Raw genomic sequence first — 18944 nt, 5'->3', positions numbered from 1 at the left:
GGGCCACGCGGCGAGGGACTCCGCCTGGCGAGGCGTGATCGGTGTCCGAGCTGCGCGCCGCAGCCAACTGCCCCCGAGACGGGGCGGCGGGGAGCCTGGTGGACTCCCCGCCGGTCTGGGTCAGTCCTTGATGCCGGACTGGGTGACGCCCTGGATGAGGTAGCGCTGGAGGAACGCGAAGATCAGCACCAGCGGGAGGATGGAAACCGCGACTGCCATGAACAGTTCGTGGATGTTGATGGTCTGGGCGGTGATGAAGGTCGACATCGCCACCTGGATGGTCCACGACGAGGAGTCCTGGCCGATCACCAGCGGCCACAGGAACGAGTTCCAGTTGCCGATGAAGGTGATCGCCGCGATGGCCGCGAAGAACGGCAGCGAGTTCGGTACGACGATCCGCCAGAACACCCCGAAGTACCCGGCGCCGTCGACCCGGGCCGCTTCCTCGAGTTCCCGCGGGAAGCCGAGGAAGTACTGCCGGAACAGGAATGCCGCGAACCCGCTGAACAGTGTCGGGATGATCAGGCCGCGCAGCGACGAGACCCACCCGAGCGACGACACCACGATGAACGACGGGATGAAGGTCACCGCGCCCGGGATCATCAGCGTGGCGACGATCGCGTAGAAGACCTTGTCCGCGTGCCGGTACGGGATCCGCGCCAGCCCGTAGCCGGCCATCGAGGCCAGCAGCAACTGTCCGCCGGTGCCGAGGATCGCGACGACGGCGGAGTTGTACAGCGCCCGCGCCATCGGCACCGTGGTGTCGTTGAACAGCTCGCTGATGTTGCTCCACTGCAGATGCGAGGGGAACAACGTCCAGTCGGGCGCGGTGATGTCCTGTTCGGTGGACAGCGCGTTGCGCAGGATCAGGTAGAACGGGATCAGGAACAGCACGACCGCGACGAACAGCGCGACCCAGCGCAGCACCATCCCGACGATGCCCATGGTGCTGCGGCTGAACCCGATCGGCTGCGGGGTTCCCGTCGTACGTTCGGAGACAGCCATCAGTCGCCCGCCTTTCCGAAGCCGAAGATCCGGTTCTGCAGCAGCGTCACGAGCATGATGATCACCGCCAGGATCAGCGCGCCGGCCGATCCGTGCCCGAGGTCCTGGATCGACCCGAGCGAGATGCCGTACAGGTAGACCAGCGGCGGCCGCGCGTAGTTCACGTTGCCGACCAGGTTGTAGAACTCGTCGAACGCCTGGTACGCCGCGATCAGGTTCAGGATCAGCACGGCGACCGACGTCGCCCGCAGCTGCGGCAGCGTGATGTAGCGGAACACCTGCCACCCGGGCTTCGCCCCGTCGACGTACGCCGCCTCGTACAGCGTCGGCGAGATTCGCTGCAGGCCGGCGATGAACAGGATCATGTAGAACCCGAGCTGCAGCCACAGCCGCACCGTCACCAGCGGGATCCAGTACCAGGGCGGGTCGACCGTCGACAGCCAGGCGATGTTGTCGATGCCGAACCAGCCGAGCACCGTATTCGCGAGCCCGAACCGGACGCCGTTGAAGATCGACAGCTTCCAGATCAGCGACGCGACGACGTACGAGCACGCGGTCGGCAGGAAGAACACCGACCGGAAGAACGCCCGCGCGATCTTCACCTGGTTGACCAGCAACGCCAGCGCCAGCGAGAGCGCGAACGTCAGCGGCACGATGAACACCGCGAAGATCGTGAACGTGCCCAGGCTGGACAGGAAGTTGTGGTCGGTCAGCATGTCGACGTAGTTGCGCAACCCGACGAACTTCGACGGGGTCGCGGTGTTGTACGCCTCGAAGAAGCTGAGGACCAGGCTCCACAGGATCGGCAGGTACGAGAAGATCAGCAGCCCGAGCACGAACGGACCGACGAACACCCAGAACCACAGGGTGTTCCCGGCGATGCCCTTGTGCCGGCGCTTGCGCGTCTCCCGCTGCTCACCAGACACAGCGGGATCCGCGGACGTCTTGGCCGGAGCGCTCATCCGAACAACCGCTGAAGCTCGGCGTTGACGGTCTTCTCGGCTTTGGCGATCTCGGCAGCTGGGTCGGCTCCCTTCTTGATCACGTTGGTGAGCATGTCGGCGAACGCCGTACCCATCTTCGGAGTCCAGGCCGGGTTGTCGGTGTGACCGTAGTCCTGGTTCAGCTTGACCGTGTCGGCCGCGACACCGCTCTGCAGCTTGGACGCCTTGGCGGCGAGGCTCTTGCGCGGCGGGATGTGGAAGCCGTAGTTGAGCGACCAGTCCTCCTGGTACTCCGACTTGTCGATCCACAGCCACTTGACGAACTTCTTCGCGGCGTCGACGTTGGCGCTCTTGGCGGACACGAACTGGGTCCAGCCGCCGGAGTACACGGCCGGCTTGCTCTGCGCGTCGAGCTTCGGGAACGGGATCACGCCGATGTCGTCGCCGAGCGCCTTCTGCATGCCCGGTACGGCCCACATGCCGATCCACTGCATGGCGACCAGGCCCTGGTTGATCGCGGTCGGGTCCCACCAGTCCGTGGGCGCGCCGAGCAAGATGCTCTTGCTCGCGTAGAGCTCGTGCAGTTTGCCGAACGCCTGGGCGGCGCGGTCGTCGGTGAAGCCCGGCTTGTTGTCGTCGGTCAGGTACTCGCCACCGGACGACCAGAGGGCCGGACCGCCCATGGCGTTACCGCCGTCGTTGCCGACGAACATGCCCTTGACCTTGTTCGTGGTCAGTTCCTTGGACGCGGCGATCAGGTCGTCGATCGTCTCCGGCGGCTTGATGCCGGCCTTGTCGAGCATCGACTTGCGGTAGTAGATGACCTGCGGGTCGATGATCATCCGGACACCGTAGATCTTGCCGTCGATGGTGTTCGTGGCCAGGTCGCCGGGCAGGAAGTCGTCCTTGACGTCGGCCATGATGTCGTCGAGCGCGACGACCTGGTTGCTCTTCACCATGCCGATGTTGAACTGGCTCTCGAACACGTCCGGGCCCTTGCTGGACAGCAGCCCGGAGGACAGCTTGGCGGCGTAGTCGCCCGGCGTCCACTGCACGGCGACGTTCGCGTCGGTGTAGGCCTTGGCGTACTTGAGCGCCGCCTGCTGCGTCCCGGTCTCGCCGTACTGGTGGTACCACTGCGACAGGTTGACCTTGGCGCCGCCGTCTCCGCCGCCGGAGGAGGACGGCCGGCCGGTGTTTCCGCCACAGGCCGCGGTCAGTGCGGCGAGGGCGGCCAGGCCGCCGGTCCGCTTGAGCAGATCCCGCCGGGTCAGACCGGCGTTCGGAACATGAGCAGGCATGAATTCCACCTTCCCGGGAGCGACGTCGCAGGGGTACGACGCCAGCGGTTCCGAGTTACTTAACTAAGTTAAGCATCTCCGATTTTCGCACACCGTACTACAGGTCAATCGTTGTAGAAGTGCCAGCACAATGTCTCAAAAGCGCGCCCGGCGCAAGACCGGACGCGCTCTCGATTGTTCGAAACTGTGGAATGTTGTCAGGCCGTGATCACGTAAACATCTCACCGGAGGCGGACATCCGAACCAGCAGGGCCGGCGGCTCGAACCGGGAGCCGTACGCCGCCGCCAACTGACGGGCCCGCTCCGCGAACGCGGACACCCCGTAGGCGTTCACGTACTGCAGCGCGCCGCCGTGCAGCGGCGGGAACCCGATCCCGAAGATCGACCCGATGTTGGCGTCCGGCACCGAGCGCAGCACGCCCTCGTCGAGGCACTTGACGGTCTCCAGCGCCATCGCGAACAGCATCCGCTCCTGGAGATCGATCAGCCGTACGTCGGTCTGCCCGCCGAACTGCTCCCACAGCCCGGGCCACAACCGCTTCGGCCCGTCGGCCGGGTAGTCGTAGAACCCCGCGCCGGCCGCCTTCCCCTGGCGGCCGAACTCGTCGACGAGCCGGTCGGTGACCGTCATCCCGGGGTGGTCGTCGAAGGCGCCGGCGCTGTCACCGGCCGCCCGCGCGGCGTCCCGGATCTTCTGCGGCAGCGTCAGCGTGACCTCGTCCAGCATCGCCAGCGGCGGCGCCGGGAACCCGGCCTGGGTCGCGGCGCGCTCGATCGTCACCGGGTCGACGCCCTCGGCGACCATCGCGGCGCCTTCCATCACCAGCGTGCCGAACACCCGCGAGGTGAAGAACCCGCGGCTGTCGTTGACCACGATCGGCGTCTTCCGGATCTGCCGGACGACGTCGTACGCCCGCGCGATCGCCCGGTCCGAGGTCTTCTCCCCCACGATCAACTCGACCAGCGGCATCCGGTCGACCGGCGAGAAGAAGTGCATGCCGATGAAGTCGTCCGGCCGGTCGACACCGTCGGCCAGCGCGGTGATCGGCAGCGTGGAGGTGTTCGAGCAGAGCAGCGCATCGGGCTCGACCACGGCCGCAATCTCGGCGAACACCTTCTGCTTCAGCCCGCCGTCCTCGAAGACGGCCTCGATCACCAGGTCGCACCCGGCCAGGTCGTTCGGGTCGCCGGTCGGCGTGATCCGGCCCAGGAATGCCTCCACGTCGGCAACGGTCGTCCGGCCCTTGGCAACCTGTTTCGCGAGCAGCTTCTCGGAATACTCTTTTCCGCGCGCAGCAGCCTCCAACGAAACATCTTTGAGCACGACGTCGATTCCGGCTTTCGCGCACACATAGGCGATTCCCGCGCCCATCATCCCGGCGCCGAGCACCCCGACCTTGCGGGCGGAATACTTCGGTACGTCGGCCGGCCGCGACCCGCCGGCGTTGATCGCCTGCAGGTCGAAGAAGAACGCCTGGATCATGTTCTTCGCGATCTGCCCGGTCGCCAGCGACACGAAGTACCGCGACTCGATCCGCGAGGCGGTCTCGAAGTCGACCTGGCTGCCCTCGACCGCGGCGCTCATGATCGCTCGCGGCGCCGGGTACGGCGCGCCCTTGAGCTGCTTGCGCAGATTCGCCGGGAACGCCGGCAGGAACGCGGCCAGCTTCGGCGACGACGGCGTGCCGCCAGGGATCTTGTACCCGTCGCGGTCCCAGGGCTGCTTCGCGTCGCCGTCGTACGTCGTGATCCAGCGACGGGCCGCGTCGAGCAGGTCGCCGGCCGGTACGACCTCGTCGACGATGCCGACCGACAGCGCGTGCGCGGGCTTCATCCGCTGCCCCTGCAGCAGCACCTTCATCAGCGCGTCCTGGAGACCGAGCATCCGGACCGTGCGGGTCACTCCCCCGCCGCCGGGCAGCAGGCCGAGCGTCACCTCGGGGACGCCGATCTCGATCCGGTGGTCGTCGGCAACGATCCGGTGGTGGCAGGCGAGCGCGATCTCCAGGCCGCCGCCGAGCGCGGATCCGTTGATCGCGGCAACCACCGGGACGCCCAGGGTCTCGAGGGTGCGCAACTGCTGCTTGACCAGCTCGATCGTCTCGAAGACTTGGGCGGCGTCCGACGGCTGGATCCGCGCCAGCATCTGCAGGTTGCCGCCGGCGAAGAACGTCGACTTCGCCGAGGTGATGATCACGCCCTTGAGCAGGGCCTTCTCGGCCACCAGGCGGTCGACGGTCCGGCCCATCGCCGCGACGTACGCATCGTTCATCGTGTTGGCCGACGCGTCCGGGTCGTTCAGCGTGAGCGTGACGACACCCGCGTCGTTCTTCCACTCGATCATGCCGTTCATGCAGCGAGCCTCTCGATGATCGTCGCGACGCCCATCCCGCCGCCGACGCACAGGGTGGCCAGTCCGTAGCGGAGCTCGCGCCGCTCCAGCTCGTCCAGCAGGGTTCCGATCAGCATCGCGCCGGTGGCGCCGAGCGGGTGCCCGAGCGCGATCGCACCGCCGTTCACGTTCACCTTCTCGTGCGGTACGCCGAGATCCTTCATGAAGTGCATCACCGCGGCCGCGAACGCCTCGTTCATCTCGAACAGGTCGATGTCGCTCACGTCCAGCCCGGCGCGCGCCAGCGCCTTCCGGGCCGCCGGCGCCGGGCCGGTCAGCATGATCGTCGGATCGGCGCCACTGACACCGGTTGCGACCACCCGTCCGCGCGGCGCCCGGCCGAGCGCCTCCCCGGCCTTCTCGTTGCCGACAGCAACCAGCGCGGCGCCGTCGACGATGCCGGACGAGTTGCCCGCATGGTGAACGTGCTCGATCCGCTCGACGGTCAGGTACTTCTCCAGGGCGACCGAGTCGAAGCCGCCGTGCTCCCCGATCGCCGCGAACGACAACGGCAGACCGGCCAGCGTCTCGACCGACGTCCCCGGCCGGACCAGCTGGTCGTGGTCGAGGATCCGCAGGCCGTTGCGATCCACCACCGGTACGACGGAGCGCGCGAAGTACCCGTTGGCCCAGGCCTTCGCGGCCCGCGCGTGCGACTCGGCGGCGTAGGTGTCGACGTCGGTGCGGGAGAAGCCGTCGATGGTCGCGATCAGGTCCGCGCTGATGCCCTGCGGGATGAAGCCGGTCTCCAGCGCGGTCTCCGGGTCCATCGCCCAGGCGCCGCCGTCGGAGCCCATCTTCACCCGCGACATCGACTCGACGCCGCCGGCCAGGATGAAGTCCTCCCAGCCGGACCGCACCCGCTGCGCGGCCTGGTTGACGGCTTCCAGACCCGAGGCGCAGAACCGGTTCAGCTGCACGCCGCCGGTGGTCTCGGGGTAGCCGGCCATCAGGACGGCGGTCCGCGCGATGTCCATGCCCTGGTCGCCGATCGGGGTGACGACGCCGAGCACCACGTCGTCGATCGCGGCCGGATCCAGGCCGGGATGCCGGGCGCGCAGCTCCGTCAGCAGTCCCGTGATCAGCTGGATCGGCTTGACCTCGTGCAGCGCGCCGGTGGGTTTGCCCTTGCCGCGCGGCGTCCGGATCGCGTCGTACAGGAACGCTTGGCCGGTCATGGGGCCTCCCGGCCTGGACTGAGGAGTGGAGGGAGCGGAGCGACCGGAACGACGAGGGAAGGCCGGGAGCCACAGCCCCATGACCCGCCGCGCCGGAGGCGTGGCCTTTGTACAGTCATACGGCTGATTGTGACAGTAGTGCTGTCACGGTGGTCAAGGGCGACTCGTTATGATCTCCGCCATGTCGGAAGTGGCGGGGGACGCAACCCTGACTGTCGACGAGCTGTCGACGCGGGTCGGGATGACGGTGCGCACGTTGCGGTTCTACGCGGGACGAGGGCTGATCCCGCCGCCGATCCGGCGCGGGCGGGTGGGGTACTACGGGCCGGAGCACATCGCGCGGCTCGACCTGGTGCGGGAGCTGCAGGCGCACGGTTTCACGCTGCAGGCGATCGAGGGCTACCTGGACCGGATCCCGTCCGACGCGACCCCGCAGGACATCGCGCTGCACCGCACGCTGCTGACGCCGTGGATGCGGGACCTCCCGGAGACCCTCGACCGCGCGGCGCTGGTCCGGCGGACCGGCCGGGAGCTGACCGACGACGACATCGAGATGCTGGTCGCGCTCGGGGTGGTCGAGCCGACGCCGGACGAGGACGTGTTCCAGGTCGCGACCGCGCACCTGAGCCTCGGCGTCGAGCTGCTCGACCTGGACCTGCCGGTCGAGGCGGTGCTGGACGCCGGGCGGATCTTCTCCGAGCACGGCCGCGCGATCGCGGAGGAGCTGACCGAGGTGTTCCGCACCAAGGTCTGGCCGCACTACCGCGACTCCGGCGGCCCGCCGGAGCACATCCAGCACCTCGTCGAACGGTTCAAGCCGGTCACGATCCAGGGCCTGGTCCTCGCCTACGAACGCGCCGTCGGCGAAACCCAGCGCGACACCATCCGCCGCACCCAGCACAAACGCGCCGCCAGGTGATCAGGCGTTGGGGACGCGGAGGTAGGTGAGGCCGCGGAGGTCCAGGTAGGTGTTGTCGGGAGTCCTGACGACGCGGAGCAGGACGGACTCGCAGCCGTTGCAGCGGGCAACCATGCCGGGCGCGTCGACGTACAGGCGGGACTCGGCGAAGACGGCGACCTGGCCGCAGCCGTTGCACCGGCCGGTCGCGGTGGTCAGGTCCACGGCGAACACTTCGCTCAGGGCCCCGGCCGCCGCGTTGCCGTCCAGGTAGTTGGCTTCACTCATCCGAAACGCTCCGTTCTGACTCGGGCCGGGTCGTGACCGGCCGCGACCAGCAGATCCGCCACCGTCTCCACGAACGGCGTCGGCCCACACACGTACGTCGTCGCCCCGTCCTCGGGCGCGAACGCGTACTGCTCGATCAGTTCCGCGTCGATCCGCCCGACCCGCGGCTCCCCGGCCGGCGCCTCACGGGTGTACACCAGCCGGACGTCGACGTCGTCCGACGCGGCCAGCTGCTTCAGGTCCTGGACGTAGATCACCGACTCCGGCCGCCGTACGGAGTACAGCAACCGCATCGGCGTCCCGGAGCCGGCCGCCGCGCGCAGCATCGACCGCAACGGCACGACCCCCGATCCCCCGCCGATCAGCTGCACCGGGCCTTCCTGGCCGGGCTTCCACACGAACCAGCCGCCGACCGGCCCGCGGATCTCCAGCGGGTCCCCGGCCTTCAGCACCTCGACGAGGTACGGCGACACCTCACCGTCGGGCACCTGTTCGACGGTCAGCTCGATCGTCGAGCCGTCCCACGCCGACGCGATCGAGTACGACCGGGACGCGCGGTACCCGTCGGGCGCGGTCAGCCGGACGTCGAGGTGCTGGCCCGCGAGATGCCCCGGCCAGTCCGGTACGTCGAGCACGATCGTGCGGGCCGTGGCGGTCTCACGCCGTACCTCGGCCACCGTGGCGACCTGCCACGTCAGTCGCCGGCGTATCGCTGTTCTTTCCATGGGTCTCCGTACTCGTGATAGCCGGCGGTCTCCCAGAAGCCGAGGTCCTCGGTGTCGGACAGCACCAGGCCGCGGACCCACTTGGCGCTCTTCCAGAAGTACAGGTGCGGGACGAGCAGCCGCGCGGGTCCGCCGTGCTCGGGATCGAGCGGCTCCCCGTCGTACTCGTAGACGATCCAGGACTGCCCGTCGAGCAGATCGTCGAGCGGCACGTTCGTGGTGTAGCCGCCGTAGCTGTGCGCCATCGCGAAGTCCGCGCCGGTCTCGACGTCCGCGAGCAGCGTGTCGAGCGCGACGCCCTTCCAGGTCGTCTGCAGCTTGGACCACCGGGTCACACAGTGGATGTCCTTGGTGATCTCCTCGGACGGCAACGCCATCAGCGCCGCCCAGTCCCACTTGTACTTCTCGCCGGTCTCAGTGGTGACCGTGAACTCCCAGTGATCGGTCAGGATGTGCGGCGTGGGACCGGCCGACAGCACCGGGAAGTCCCGCGTCAGGTACTGCCCCGGCGGTAGGTCGTTGCCGCCCCCACGCCGACCTGTGAAACCTGGTGACACAATGTCCATGCCGACCCCTCCCTCGGTGTGCCGCCCGGCCACCGCTCGGGAACACGCTGATGAGCGCATCGTACGGCGTGCACCCCGGCGGGCGAGTGAAGGGCACCACATCGGGTACCGGGTCTCGTTCAGACAATCCTTCAGGCCAGTGTTGCGATGAGTCACCAGATCATGATCCGGCCGTTAGAGTGGAGCATCCGCCCAGCGGCGGCTCCGATCTGGGTGGGGTACGTGGATCTTGACCGCGGTGCGAGGGTGTGGGGGGCGATCAGGTCCTCCGCACGCGCTGAGGGCACGTCTCCGACGCTGTCGCATGCTGTCCGCGCGTGCGCTGCGGCGATGTCGGCAGTCGGTGCCGGGTTCGCGATGACCCGCGACGGCGGCGCCTGGGAGCCGCTGCTCGCCAGCGGTCCGGAGGCGGCCGAGCTCGACGAGGTGCAGTTCACCCTCGGCGAAGGCCCGAGCTGCGACGCGTTGCGGCGCGGCACGCCGGTCCTCGAATCCGACCTCGCCGGCCTCGGCGCCGGGCGGCGGTGGCCCGCGTTCACCGCGACCGCCACGGAGCGCGGCATCGCGGCCGCGTTCGCGTTCCCGATCGGCGTCGGCGCGGCCCGGATCGGCGTCCTGACCGTGTACCGGACCGAGCGCGGCCCGCTGCCCGGGGAGCTGCTCCAGGACGCGTTGGTGTACTCCGACGCCGTACTGGTGCTGGCCCTCGACGACCGGGTCGGCGCCGGCACCGACCCGGAGCAGGCGGTCTCGGCAGCCTTCAGCAACCGGCGTGCCGAAGTGCACCAGGCCACCGGCGCGGTCGCTGCGCAGCTCGATGTCAGCGTCACCGACGCGCTCGCGCGGCTGCGAGCCCACGCCTACAGCAGCGGCCAGACCTTGCAGGAAGTCGCCGCCGCGGTCATGGCGGGCGAGCTGCATTTCGAGATCGACCACACCGAACCGCGAACGAAGGAGACGGATTCACAGCATGGCGAGCAGCAGGAGGACTCATGAGCGCGACTGACAGGCGAGTGCGCGAGGTATTCATCGAGCTGTCCGACACCCTCGTCGCCGACTTCGACATCATCGAGTTTCTCGCCCGGCTCGCGGACCGCTGCAGCGAGCTGCTGGACGTGTCGGCGTGCGGCATCCTGCTCGTCGACCACCTCGGTGTGCTGAACCTGGTCGCCGCGTCCAGCGAAGAGGCGCGACTGATCGAGCTCGGCCAGCTGCAGAACCTCGAAGGTCCCTGCCTCGACGCCTTCTCCACCGGGCATCCGGCGCAGCACGCCGACCTGCGCGACGGGTCCAGCCCGTGGCCGGAGTTCACGACGGCGGCCGTCGACGCCGGCTACGCCTCGGTCCAGGCGCTGCCGATGCGGTTGCGCGACACGACGCTGGGCGCGGTCAACCTGCTCAGCGACCGGCCCGGCCCGCTGACCGCGGACACCGTCCAGCTCGGGCAGGCGCTGGCTGACGCGGCAACCATCGGTATCGTGCACCAGCGGGCCATGGCCCGGCAGGAGATCATCACCGAGCAGCTGCAGACCGCCCTGAACAGCAGGATCCTGATCGAGCAGGCCAAAGGCTTCCTCAGCCACAGACTCTCCGTGGGCGTCGACGAAGCCTTCGACGTCCTCCGCTCCTACGCGCGCTCGACCAACCGCCGCCTGACCGAGGTGGCCGCCGACGTCGTCGAAGGCCGGATCACCCTGACCCGGTGATCCCGGCTCAGATGCCCATCGTGCGGCCGATGATTTCCTTCATGATCTCGGTGGTGCCGCCGTAGATCGTCTGGATGCGGGTGTCGAGGTAGGCCTTGGCGATCGGGTACTCGGTCATGAAGCCGTAGCCGCCGTGCAGTTGCAGGCAGCGGTCGACGACCTTCTTCTGGAGCTCGGTGGTCCACCACTTGGCCATCGCGGCCTCGGCCACGGTCAGGGTGCCGGCGTTCAGCTCCTGGATGCAGCGGTCGACGAAGACCCGGGCGATCTGTGTCTCGGTGGCGAGTTCGGCCAGGACGAAGCGGCTGTTCTGGAAGGACCCGATCGGACGGCCGAACGCCTTGCGGTCCTTCACGTACCGCAGGGTCTCGTCGAGCATGTTCTCGCACGCCGCGGCCGCGACCACCGCGATCGTCAGCCGCTCCTGGGGCAGCTTCTCCATCAAGTGGACGAAGCCCTTGCCCTCCTCGCCGAGCAGGTTGTCCACCGGCACCCGGACGTCGTCGAAGAACAGCTCGGCGGTGTCCTGCGCCTTGAGCCCGATCTTGTCCAGGTTCCGCCCGCGGTCGAAGCCGGGCATCCCGCGCTCCACGACGATCAGCGAGATCCCCTGGGCGCCCGCGTCCGGGTCGGTCTTGGCCACGACGATCACCAGGTCGGCCAGGATGCCGTTGGAGATGAAGGTCTTCTGCCCGTTCAGCACGTAGTGGTCGCCGTCGCGCCGTGCGGTCGTCAGGATGCCCTGCAGGTCGCTGCCCGCACCGGGCTCGGTCATCGCGATCGCGGTGATCGTCTCCCCCGAGCAGAACGCCGGCAGCCAGCGCGCCTTCTGCTCGTCGGTCGCATAGTCCAGCAGGTACGCCGAGTTGATGTCGGTGTGGATCGTGAAGCCGACGCCGCTCGCGCGAACCCTGGTCAGCTCCTCGATCAGCACCGCGTTGAACCGGAAGTCCCGCACCCCGCCCCCGCCGTACTCCTCGGGCATCATGAAGCCGAGCAGGCCCGCCTCGCCGGCCGCGGTCCAGAGTTCGCGCGGCACGATCCCGGCGTCCTCCCAGCTGTCGTGGTGCGGGACGATCTCCTTGTCGCAGAACGACCGGACGGTCTCGCGGAAGGCATCGTGATCGGCGTCGAAGAGCTGACGTTCCACGGGCGGGTTCCTTTCAGGTCTGGACGGCGGCGCCGGAGGCCAGCAGGTCGTCGAGGTCGGTGATGCCCCAGTCGGCCAGGGCCTCCCGGGTGTGCTCCCCCGGCCGCGCCGGCGGCCGGCCGAGGCTGGTCGGCGTGCGGCCGAAGCGCGGCGCGGGCGCCGCCTGGCGGACGCCGTGGTGGTCGACGAAGGTGCCGCGGGCAACGAGATGCGGATGCTCGCCGGCCAGCGGCAGCACCGGCGCGACGCACGCGTCCGATCCGTCGAACAGCGCCGTCCACTCCGCCTGGGTGCGCTGCCGGAACGTCTCGGCCAGGACCTTGCGCAGCTCCGGCCAGTTGGCCGGATCGTTGCGGTCCGGCGCGTCCACGCCGAGCTTGCCGAGCAGATCGGCGTAGAACTGCGGCTCGAGCGCGCCGACCGCGACGTGCTTGCCGTCGGCGGTCTCGTACACGTCGTAGAACGGCGCCCCGGTGTCGAGCAGATTCGTCCCGCGCTCCTGCCGCCAGGAACCGGCCGCGAGCGCACCGAGCAGCATCGTGGTCAGGTGCGCCGAGCCGTCGACGATCGCCGCGTCGACGACCTGTCCCTGCCCACTGCGCCCGGCCTCGTGCAGCGCGGCGAGGACGCCGATCACGAGGTAGAGCGACCCGCCCGCGAAGTCGCCGAGCAGGTTCGCCGGCACCTGCGGCGGTCCACCGGCCCGCCCGATCAGGTGCAGCGCGCCGGACACCGCGAGGTAGTCGATGTCGTGTCCCGCGGCCTGCGCCAGCGGCCCGTCCTGGCCCCACCCGGTCATCCGCCCGTAGACGAGCCGCGGGTTGATCGCGTGACAGTCGGCCGGTCCCAGCCCGAGCCGCTCGGCGACCCCGGGCCGGAAGCCTTCGACCAGTACGTCGGCCCGCGCGACCAGCCGCCGTACGACGTCGACCGCGGCCGGCTGCTTGAGGTCCAGGGCCGCACTGCGACGGCCGCGGTTGACCAGGTCCAGTTCCGGCGGCCCCATCGACAGCCCGCCGCCGGGTCGGTCGATGCGGAGCACCTCGGCGCCGAGCTCGGCCAGCATCATGCACGCGAACGGCGCCGGCCCGAGACCGGCCAGCTCGACCACCTGCACGCCCTCGAGTGGACCCATGCGGGCTATTGTGACAGTCCTACTGTCACAGTCGTCAAGTCATCCTGCGCGTGCCGGCCAGCGCGGTCAGCGGTAGCACGACCATCAGACCCACGAACACCGCGAGCACGATCGACCAGCCGAGATGATCGGGTTCGAGATGGCCGAGGTGGAAGACCGTGTGCGGGATCGAGAACGCCAGGTAGGCCGCCAGCGCCAGCGTCGCGAGGAACCGGTCGAGGCGGACCGCCGCGGCGATCAGGACGACGGCCAGCCCGAGCGACGCCGCACCGAAGTCGCGGAACGCGTGCTCGGCGTACGGCGGGTCCCAGTCGACCGTCGGCACGTGGTCGTAGAACGTCTTCGGCACGAACGTCAGCCACACCCCGAGGACCAGCTGGACCGCCGCGAATGTGACCAGCACCGCGCGGACGTACGCCTTCATCGCAGGTACTCCGCGAACGTGATCCGCCCGTACGCCGGGCCGTCGACCGTCGCAGCACCGTCGGCGAAGGCGCGGAACGTCTTCCCCGGAACCCGCACCGGCAGCACGGACCGGCGCGACGAGCGGGCCTGCTTCCACTGCTGCGCCAAGGTCCGCGCCGACAGCCGTTCCGGGCCGCCGATGTCGGCGGCGTGACCGTTGACCGGCGCGGCGGTCACGAGTTCGGCGAGCCGGACGGCGACTTCGTCGACCGAGATCGGCTGCAAGGTGACGGCCGGGGCGAAAATCACCGGCGCGAAGCGCTGCGCCGTGAAGACCCGGTCGACGAGGTCGTGGAACTGGGTCGCGCGCAGGACCGTGTACGGCACGCCCGACCCGGCGACCAGCCGTTCGGACTCGAGCTTGTACCGGTAGTACGCCAGCGGGATGCGGTCGATGCCGGCGATCGACATCACGATCAGGTGCTGGACGCCCTTGACGGCGTCCAGGAGGTTGCGGGTCTGCTCGACGTCGCGCCGGCCCTGGCTGGTGGCCAGATGGACGACCACCTCGGCTCCGTCGAGGGCGGCGTCGAGGCCGGCGCCGCTGGTGAGGTCGGCAACGACCCGATCGGGGCCGGGCCTGCGGCTGAGGACGCGGACCTGATGGCCGGCGGCGCCGAGCTGGGTCACGGTCGGCCGGCCGAGCGTGCCGGTCCCGCCGGTGACGAGGATTGAGCTCATCGGATTCCTTTCGGTCACCAGCTCAGATCGGGCAGCCCTCCGATTCGTGACAGCTGTCCGACGGCGAACGCGAGTTTCTCCGGGTTCATCACGAACTGGACGTCGGTGACACCGTCCGGGCCGATGCCGACGAAGCAGATCGCGACCACGCCTTCGGGGCCGACGGCAATCAAGGCCGGGCCGCCGTTCGCCTCGCCCAGCCGTGCCTCGATGCCGCCGCCGAACCGCTGCAGCGCTCCCGCGAGATAGCGCGCGACCCGATCCCGCCCGGTGAGCACGTTACGGGCCGCGGACACCTTGCCGCCGCTGTCCGCGCGGGACACCACGTCCGCCGCGAGCAGCTTCTCCAGTTCCTCGATCTCCCCCAGCCGGGCGGCCGCGATGAACCGCTCGACCAGCTTCCGCCAGCCCGCGCGGTCGACCGGCTGCTCCCGCGGCTTGTCCGCGGCCAGCTTCTTGCCGGCCCGCGACGCCAACTGACGCGCGTTCGCCTCGGACGTCCCGATCAGCTCGGCGACCTCGCGGTAGCCGTACGCGAACGCCTCGTGCAGCACGTACGCCGCACGCTCGGCCGGTGTCAGCCGTTCGAGCAGGAGCAACAGCGCGAACGACACCGACTCCCGCTCCGCGACGACGTCCAGCGGTCCGAGCGCGTCGAACTCGGTCCGCCCGGTCAGCACCGGCTCCGGCAGCCACTGACCGACGTACGTCTCCCGCCGTGCCCGTGCCGACGTGAGCTGCCTGATGGACAGGTTGGTGACGGTCTTGGCCAGATACGCGTCCGGGTCCCGCACCGAGGAGCGGTCGACGTCCTGCCAGCGCAGCCACGCGTCCTGCAGGATCTCCTCGGCGTCGGTCGCGGTACCGGTCATCCGGTACGCGATCCCGAACAACCGGCCCCGCAGGCGCTCGAAGTCGTCCACGTCAGCGATCCTGCAGGAATGTCTCCGCGGCGCGCTGGATCTTGGTGTAGTACGCCGACCAGCCGGCCTCGTCGAGCACGTCCGCGTCCTTGCCGCCCTGGCCGTCGATCAGTTCGCGGACGATGTCGGCGTGCCCGGCGTGGTGCGCCGTCTCGTCGACGACGCGGACCAGCAGCGCGCCGAACGTCGTACCGCGTTTGCCTTCGGCCCAGTGCGGCACCTCGGCCGGGTGGTCCAGGTCGAGCTCGGCGATCGAGCGGTTGCTGTGCGCGCACGCCTCGCGGTAGAGGCCGGTGATGTACTCGGTCGACTCGTCCGGCTTCGCCCACAGGTCGGCGCCTTCCCACACCGAGCCGTCCGCCTCCCAGGGCAGGACCTCGGCCGGCGGGCGGCCGACGCTGGTGCCGAGATAGACGTACTCGATGCCGACGAGGTGCTTCACCAGGCCGAGCAGGTTCGTCCCGGACGGTACGAGCGGGCGCCTGCGGTCGTACTCGCTGATCCCGTCGAGCTTCGCGAGCAGCAGCGCGCGCGTGTCCTGGAGGTACTGCTGCAGGTGGGACTTCATGGCGCTCCTGGCGGGACGAAGGGAACAGCGGGTGCGCCGTCCTCGATCAGGCGCAGCAGTGCGGCGGTGTCGGCGTACTCGTCGATCATGTCGGCCAGCCGGTCCAGCCGCTCCTCCCGCAGCCCCGCGAACGAGACCGAACCGTCGGGCGCAGGCTTCCCGGTGAGCTCCGCGACCTCCCGCAGGAAGGCATGCCGCGCGGCGTCGTCGTCCAGCAAACCGTGCCAGATGGTCCCCCAGACGTTGCCGGCACGGCAACCACCTGGGAACTCCTTCGCGTCGCCGATCACGTCGACGACGCCGTGGTGGATCTCGTACGCCGTCGGCGCCGGCCGCGCCAGCACCTTCTCCCGCCCGAAAACAGTTGTGACAGGCAACAACCCCAGTCCGGGGTGATCACCACCGGTCTCCACCCCGTCCGGATCGGACACGACTGTGCCCAGCGCCTGGTACCCGCCGCAAATCCCCAGGACCGGACGGCGGTCGGCCACCCGTGCCGTCAGCGCGTCGGCCAGGCCCTGGGCGCGGAGCCATGCCAGGTCCGCGACCGTGGCGCGGGATCCGGGCAGGACGACGAGGTCGGCGTCCCGGATCTCGGCCGGGCTCGTCGTGAAGAACACGCTGTTGGTCGGCTCGACCGCGAGCGCGTCGAGGTCGGTGAAGTTGCTGATCCGCGGGAACCGCACCACCGCGATCGTCAGCAGGTCGCCCGGCGAGGTCCGCCGGACCGGGATGTCGAGCGCGTCCTCGGAGTCCAGCCAGAGCTCCGGCAGCCAGGGCAGGACGCCGTACGTCGGGCGGCCCGTGACCGAGGTCAGCATGTCGATGCCCGGCTGCAGGAGCGACACGTCGCCGCGGAACTTGTTCACCAGGAACCCGCTGACCAGCGCTTGGTCGGCGGCGTCGAGCAACGCGACCGTGCCGAACATCGATGCGAACACGCCGCCGCGGTCGATGTCGCCGACCACGACGACCGGCGCTCGCGTGTGCTGTGCGAGGCCCATGTTCACGTAGTCCGACTGCCGCAGGTTGATCTCCGCCGGACTGCCTGCGCCCTCACTGATCACGACGTCGTAGCGCGACGCGAGATCGTCGTACGCCGCGAACGCCGCCTTCGCCAGCTCGGCCCGCTCGGTCAGGAACCCGCGCGCGGACAGCTCACCCCACGGCTGCCCCATCAGGACCACGTGGCTGCGCCGGTCGCTGCCGGGTTTGAGCAGCACCGGGTTCATCGCCGCCTCGGGTTCGGCGCCGGCCGCGACGGCCTGGATCCACTGCGCGCGGCCGATCTCGGTGCCGTCCGCGCAGACCATCGAGTTGTTCGACATGTTCTGCGCCTTGTACGGCGCGACCCGGACACCCTGTCGCGCCAGCCACCGGCACAACCCGGTGACGACGGTCGTCTTCCCGGCGTCGGACGTCGTACCGGCGATCAGCAGCGAACCCACGACGTCATCTTAGAGTTCCTGTTCGCGCCGCCGTTCAGTCCTCGGCAGCCGCGGCGTCGCGCCCTGGAAACGGGTGCTCCCGCTCGTCGACGACAGCGGTGTCGCGATGTTCTCCAGCGACTTGCCTTCCGCGTCCACGCCGAAGAACCAGGCGATCAGGCCGCCGATCAGCATCACGGCCGCGCCGATGATGTAGCCGACCGTCAGCGGCCCGCGCGCCGGGTGGTCGCCCTCACCGATCAGCGAGGCGAACAGGAACGGCGCGATCACGCCGCCGGTCAGCTGCGAGATCGCGAAGAAGAACGAGATCGCCTGCCCGCGCAGCTCGATCGGGAAGATCTCGCTCACCGTCAGGTACGCCGACGACGCGCCGGCCGACGCGAAGAAGAACACCACACACCACAACCCGGTCAGCGACGCGGCGTTCAGGACGCCGGCGTTGAACAGCAGCGCCGTGATGAACAGCACGACGGCGGCCAGCGTGTAGGTGCCGAGGATCATCTTCCGGCGGCCGACCGTGTCGAACAGGCGCCCGAGCAGCAGCGGCCCGGCGAGGTTGCCGATCGCGAACGGGAAGAAGTACAGCGCGACGCTGGAGTCGTTCAGGCCGAAGTACGACTTCAGCACCAGCGCGTAGGTGAAGAAGATCGCGTTGTAGAGGAACGCCTGGGTGACCATCATCGAGAACCCGAGGAACGAGCGGCTGCGGTAGTCGCGCAGCATCACCCGGGCGATCTCGCGATACGTCACCGGCGGGTAGTCGACCACCTCGATCGCCTCGTCGTCGCCGACCTCGCGCAGCTCGCCGCCCTGCTGCCGGACCTTCGCCTCGATGTCGTCGACGGTCCGTTCGGCCTCCTCGACGCGGCCGTGCGTCATCAGCCAGCGCGGGCTCTCCGGGATGTGCCGCCGCAGGTAGATGATGATCAGCCCCAGCACCGGGCCGATCAGGAAGCACAGCCGCCAGCCCCACTCGATCGGGACGATGTCGGTGTTCAGGAACACCAGGCCGACCGCCGACCCGATCAGCGCGCCGGCCCAGTAGGTGCCGTTCACGCCGATGTCGACCCGGCCGCGGTACCGCGACGGGATCAGCTCGTCGATCGCGGAGTTGATCGCGGCGTACTCGCCGCCGATGCCCATCCCGGCGATGAACCGGAAGAACAGCAGCGATCCGAGGTTCCAGGACAGCCCGGCCGCGCCGGAGGCGATCAGGTAGACGAGCAGCGTGACGATGAACAGGCTGCGGCGCCCGAGCCGGTCGGTCAGCCGGCCGAACAGCAGCGCGCCGACCACCTCGCCGGCCAGGTAGACCGACGCCATCAGACCGACCTCCGAGGTGGTCAGATGCAGCGTCTCGGGCTCCTTCAGGACGTTTCCGACCAGAGAGACGAGCTGGATCTCCAGGCCGTCCAGGATCCACGAGACACCCAGACCGACGACGATCATCCAGTGGAACCGTGTCCACGGCAGCCGGTCCATCCGGGCCGGCACGAGACTCGGTATCGCCTTCCCGTGCTCCAACGCGTGCTCGCTCATCCCAGCTCCTCCCGGACCATGACGGTGGTTGT

General features: G+C 69.3%; 19 protein-coding genes. 3 read left to right on the top strand and 16 right to left on the bottom strand.

Going from position 1 to position 18944, the window contains the following annotated elements:
- Positions 1–120 precede the first annotated feature (120 nt).
- The 5 genes from ABZX12_RS07130 to ABZX12_RS07110 all read right to left on the bottom strand — a co-directional run bounded on the left by ABZX12_RS07130 (position 121) and on the right by ABZX12_RS07110 (position 6820).
- Entirely contained in the window at positions 121–1005 is an 885-nt protein-coding gene (locus ABZX12_RS07130) for a carbohydrate ABC transporter permease (RefSeq protein ID WP_355690635.1), read from the bottom strand.
- On the bottom strand, positions 1005–1967 hold the full coding sequence (locus ABZX12_RS07125; protein WP_355690633.1) for a sugar ABC transporter permease: 963 nt from the start codon (positions 1965–1967) through the stop codon (positions 1005–1007). Before ABZX12_RS07125 ends, ABZX12_RS07130 begins: the two co-directional genes overlap by 1 nt.
- Entirely contained in the window at positions 1964–3250 is a 1287-nt protein-coding gene (locus tag ABZX12_RS07120) for a sugar ABC transporter substrate-binding protein (RefSeq protein ID WP_355690631.1), read from the bottom strand. The genes ABZX12_RS07125 and ABZX12_RS07120 overlap by 4 nt, the downstream gene beginning before the upstream one ends.
- A 208-nt stretch (positions 3251–3458) precedes the next feature.
- The gene (locus tag ABZX12_RS07115; protein WP_355691319.1) at positions 3459–5594 is read right to left on the bottom strand and encodes a 3-hydroxyacyl-CoA dehydrogenase NAD-binding domain-containing protein; all 2136 of its coding nucleotides are present in this window, start codon (positions 5592–5594) and stop codon (positions 3459–3461) included.
- A 5-nt stretch (positions 5595–5599) separates the two neighbouring features.
- Positions 5600–6820 (bottom strand): acetyl-CoA C-acetyltransferase, encoded by a 1221-nt coding sequence (locus tag ABZX12_RS07110; RefSeq protein WP_355690629.1) that lies wholly within the window; start codon positions 6818–6820, stop codon positions 5600–5602.
- A gap of 181 nt (positions 6821–7001) precedes the next feature.
- On the opposite strand from ABZX12_RS07110, the gene ABZX12_RS07105 reads away from it, so the two are divergent.
- Positions 7002–7739, top strand: a complete 738-nt coding sequence (locus tag ABZX12_RS07105; protein WP_355690627.1) for a MerR family transcriptional regulator — start codon at positions 7002–7004, stop codon at positions 7737–7739.
- Here the strand turns inward: ABZX12_RS07105 and ABZX12_RS07100 are convergent, their stop codons facing one another.
- The 3 genes from ABZX12_RS07100 to ABZX12_RS07090 are packed head-to-tail and all read right to left on the bottom strand — an operon-like array spanning position 7740 to position 9297.
- Positions 7740–8006, bottom strand: coding sequence for a DUF6510 family protein (locus ABZX12_RS07100; RefSeq protein ID WP_355690625.1), 267 nt, complete (start codon positions 8004–8006; stop codon positions 7740–7742).
- Positions 8003–8731 carry a ferredoxin reductase gene (locus tag ABZX12_RS07095; RefSeq protein ID WP_355690623.1) on the bottom strand — a complete coding sequence of 243 codons (729 nt, stop codon included), beginning with the start codon at positions 8729–8731 and terminating at the stop codon, positions 8003–8005. The genes ABZX12_RS07100 and ABZX12_RS07095 overlap by 4 nt, the downstream gene beginning before the upstream one ends.
- On the bottom strand, positions 8701–9297 hold the full coding sequence (locus ABZX12_RS07090) for a sulfite oxidase-like oxidoreductase (protein WP_355690621.1): 597 nt from the start codon (positions 9295–9297) through the stop codon (positions 8701–8703). Before ABZX12_RS07090 ends, ABZX12_RS07095 begins: the two co-directional genes overlap by 31 nt.
- A gap of 147 nt (positions 9298–9444) precedes the next feature.
- Here ABZX12_RS07090 and ABZX12_RS07085 point away from each other — a divergent pair, with 147 nt between their 5' ends.
- Positions 9445–10293 carry a GAF and ANTAR domain-containing protein gene (locus ABZX12_RS07085; RefSeq protein WP_355690620.1) on the top strand — a complete coding sequence of 283 codons (849 nt, stop codon included), beginning with the start codon at positions 9445–9447 and terminating at the stop codon, positions 10291–10293.
- Positions 10290–11003, top strand: coding sequence for a GAF and ANTAR domain-containing protein (locus tag ABZX12_RS07080; protein ID WP_355690619.1), 714 nt, complete (start codon positions 10290–10292; stop codon positions 11001–11003). Before ABZX12_RS07085 ends, ABZX12_RS07080 begins: the two co-directional genes overlap by 4 nt.
- 7 nt (positions 11004–11010) lie before the next feature.
- Here the strand turns inward: ABZX12_RS07080 and ABZX12_RS07075 are convergent, their stop codons facing one another.
- From ABZX12_RS07075 to ABZX12_RS07040, 8 genes are read right to left on the bottom strand one after another with little or no spacing between them, the layout of a single operon-like run.
- Positions 11011–12153 (bottom strand): acyl-CoA dehydrogenase family protein, encoded by a 1143-nt coding sequence (locus tag ABZX12_RS07075; protein ID WP_355690617.1) that lies wholly within the window; start codon positions 12151–12153, stop codon positions 11011–11013.
- 13 nt (positions 12154–12166) lie between these two features.
- Positions 12167–13288: a CaiB/BaiF CoA-transferase family protein gene (locus ABZX12_RS07070; RefSeq protein WP_355690615.1), complete on the bottom strand. Its 1122-nt coding sequence runs from the start codon at positions 13286–13288 to the stop codon at positions 12167–12169.
- Positions 13289–13322: 34 nt separating this feature from the next.
- Positions 13323–13712 carry a hypothetical protein gene (locus tag ABZX12_RS07065; protein ID WP_355690614.1) on the bottom strand — a complete coding sequence of 130 codons (390 nt, stop codon included), beginning with the start codon at positions 13710–13712 and terminating at the stop codon, positions 13323–13325.
- A complete protein-coding gene (locus ABZX12_RS07060) occupies positions 13709–14434 on the bottom strand; it encodes an NAD(P)H-binding protein (protein ID WP_355690612.1) in 726 nt (241 codons plus the stop codon). The genes ABZX12_RS07065 and ABZX12_RS07060 overlap by 4 nt, the downstream gene beginning before the upstream one ends.
- A 14-nt stretch (positions 14435–14448) precedes the next feature.
- Complete coding sequence (sigJ, locus tag ABZX12_RS07055) at positions 14449–15357, bottom strand: RNA polymerase sigma factor SigJ (protein ID WP_355690610.1); 909 nt, start codon at positions 15355–15357, stop codon at positions 14449–14451.
- Position 15358: 1 nt separating this feature from the next.
- On the bottom strand, positions 15359–15925 hold the full coding sequence (locus ABZX12_RS07050; RefSeq protein WP_355690608.1) for a DinB family protein: 567 nt from the start codon (positions 15923–15925) through the stop codon (positions 15359–15361).
- Positions 15922–17373, bottom strand: coding sequence for a cobyric acid synthase (locus tag ABZX12_RS07045; RefSeq protein WP_355690606.1), 1452 nt, complete (start codon positions 17371–17373; stop codon positions 15922–15924). The genes ABZX12_RS07050 and ABZX12_RS07045 overlap by 4 nt, the downstream gene beginning before the upstream one ends.
- Before the next feature lie 9 nt (positions 17374–17382).
- Positions 17383–18912, bottom strand: a complete 1530-nt coding sequence (locus ABZX12_RS07040) for an MFS transporter (RefSeq protein ID WP_355690605.1) — start codon at positions 18910–18912, stop codon at positions 17383–17385.
- Positions 18913–18944 lie beyond the last annotated feature (32 nt).

This window comes from Kribbella sp. NPDC003505 (assembly GCF_040610875.1).
Lineage (GTDB): Bacteria > Actinomycetota > Actinomycetes > Propionibacteriales > Kribbellaceae > Kribbella.
The sequence above is the reverse complement of the archived record's forward strand: the minus strand, read 5'-3'. Positions and strand labels throughout refer to the sequence as shown.

Excerpts from the sequence above, each read along its gene's own strand:
- ABZX12_RS07130 (WP_355690635.1), bottom strand. The coding sequence starts at position 1,005 with ATGGCTGTCTCCGAACGTACGACGGGAACCCCGCAGCCGATCGGGTTC.
- ABZX12_RS07125 (WP_355690633.1), bottom strand. The coding sequence starts at position 1,967 with ATGAGCGCTCCGGCCAAGACGTCCGCGGATCCCGCTGTGTCTGGTGAG.
- ABZX12_RS07120 (WP_355690631.1), bottom strand. The coding sequence starts at position 3,250 with ATGCCTGCTCATGTTCCGAACGCCGGTCTGACCCGGCGGGATCTGCTC.
- ABZX12_RS07115 (WP_355691319.1), bottom strand. The coding sequence starts at position 5,594 with ATGATCGAGTGGAAGAACGACGCGGGTGTCGTCACGCTCACGCTGAAC.
- ABZX12_RS07110 (WP_355690629.1), bottom strand. The coding sequence starts at position 6,820 with ATGACCGGCCAAGCGTTCCTGTACGACGCGATCCGGACGCCGCGCGGC.
- ABZX12_RS07105 (WP_355690627.1), top strand. The coding sequence starts at position 7,002 with ATGTCGGAAGTGGCGGGGGACGCAACCCTGACTGTCGACGAGCTGTCG.
- ABZX12_RS07100 (WP_355690625.1), bottom strand. The coding sequence starts at position 8,006 with ATGAGTGAAGCCAACTACCTGGACGGCAACGCGGCGGCCGGGGCCCTG.
- ABZX12_RS07095 (WP_355690623.1), bottom strand. The coding sequence starts at position 8,731 with ATGGAAAGAACAGCGATACGCCGGCGACTGACGTGGCAGGTCGCCACG.
- ABZX12_RS07090 (WP_355690621.1), bottom strand. The coding sequence starts at position 9,297 with ATGGACATTGTGTCACCAGGTTTCACAGGTCGGCGTGGGGGCGGCAAC.
- ABZX12_RS07085 (WP_355690620.1), top strand. The coding sequence starts at position 9,445 with ATGAGTCACCAGATCATGATCCGGCCGTTAGAGTGGAGCATCCGCCCA.
- ABZX12_RS07080 (WP_355690619.1), top strand. The coding sequence starts at position 10,290 with ATGAGCGCGACTGACAGGCGAGTGCGCGAGGTATTCATCGAGCTGTCC.
- ABZX12_RS07070 (WP_355690615.1), bottom strand. The coding sequence starts at position 13,288 with ATGGGTCCACTCGAGGGCGTGCAGGTGGTCGAGCTGGCCGGTCTCGGG.
- ABZX12_RS07065 (WP_355690614.1), bottom strand. The coding sequence starts at position 13,712 with ATGAAGGCGTACGTCCGCGCGGTGCTGGTCACATTCGCGGCGGTCCAG.
- ABZX12_RS07060 (WP_355690612.1), bottom strand. The coding sequence starts at position 14,434 with ATGAGCTCAATCCTCGTCACCGGCGGGACCGGCACGCTCGGCCGGCCG.
- ABZX12_RS07050 (WP_355690608.1), bottom strand. The coding sequence starts at position 15,925 with ATGAAGTCCCACCTGCAGCAGTACCTCCAGGACACGCGCGCGCTGCTG.
- ABZX12_RS07040 (WP_355690605.1), bottom strand. The coding sequence starts at position 18,912 with ATGAGCGAGCACGCGTTGGAGCACGGGAAGGCGATACCGAGTCTCGTG.